The organism is Dietzia sp. 179-F 9C3 NHS, from assembly GCF_045369825.1.
Classification (GTDB): Bacteria; Actinomycetota; Actinomycetes; order Mycobacteriales; family Mycobacteriaceae; genus Dietzia.
Genome location: NZ_JBIQES010000044.1, coordinates 1 through 1,086 on the forward strand (window position 1 = coordinate 1; position 1,086 = coordinate 1,086).

Annotated in this window: 1 protein-coding gene; it reads right to left on the reverse strand. The window is 68.1% G+C overall.

The features are described 5' to 3' along the window. Nucleotides 1-78: 78 nt before the first annotated feature. Nucleotides 79-999 (reverse strand): glutamate ABC transporter substrate-binding protein, encoded by a 921-nt coding sequence (locus ACH0BZ_RS16370; RefSeq protein ID WP_406899806.1) that lies wholly within the window; start codon nt 997-999, stop codon nt 79-81. Nucleotides 1,000-1,086 lie beyond the last annotated feature (87 nt).

Below are 1,086 nucleotides of genomic sequence, written 5' to 3' on the forward strand. Positions count from 1 at the left end.
TCACCACAGGCCCCACACCGCGATCGGGAAGCTCCCACCCATCAGCCGGATCTCAAACAACCTGGCTGGGCAGTACACCTAGTCCAGGAACGACAGGTCGCCGGGGGTGGGCGGTTCGGGGGCCGGGTAGTCGGCCTCCTCCATCGCCTGTCCCACGTTGTCCATCAGGGCCCGCTCCCACTCGCCGTCGGCGATCATCTTGTCCAGTGCGCGGTTGATCGCCTCCTGGGCCTCGGTGTCCTTGTCGGTGACCCCGATGCCGTAGCGCTCGGTGGAGAACGGGTCGCCGGCCTTCTTGTCGGGGGAGCCGTCCTCCTTGAACGTGTCCTTGAGGATCTCCATGCCGACGATCTGGAACTCACCGGGGTACTGGTCGGAGAACCCGGCGAGGATGGTCGCGTCGGTGGTGAGGGCGTCCACCTTGCGCTGGTGGAGCGCCTCCACGCACGAGGAGTAGCTGTCGAACTGCTGCAGCTGCACGCCTGGGAGTTGCTTCTCCACGTTCTGCGCCGAGGTCGAGCCGGCCACCGAGCACAGCTTGCGGCCGGCGTCGAGGTCGGCGAGGCCGGTGAGCGACTCGTCGTCGCGGCGGACGAGCAGCGCTTGCTGGGTCTCGAGGTAGGGGCCTCCGAACTCCACGGAGGCGTCGCGGCTCGTGCTGATCGAGTACGTCGCGGCGATCGCGTCGACCTCGCCGTTGCGGATGAGCGTCTCGCGCTGGGCGGACGGCGCCTCTTTCCACGAGATCTCGGGGTGCTCGACGCCCAGCTCGTCGGCGATCGCGGCCACCACGTACTCGAGCACGTCCACGTCGAAGCCGGTCATCGACTTGTCCGGGTTCCGCAGGCCCAGGCCGGGCTGGTCGTACTTGGTGCCCAGGACCACCTCGCCGCCGCGGATCGACTCGAGGAGGCTGCGGGGGCCGCCGGAGCCGCAGGCGGTGAGCCCGGTGGCCGCGACCACCGCGACCAGCGCGGCGGACAGGATTCGGGAACGCATCTCACCGCCTCCTAGTGTCGCGCGTGTGAAGTAGTTTTACGGTTGGGTATGTGAAATCATGGGGCATGGCGAATCGAGCTGCCCCGG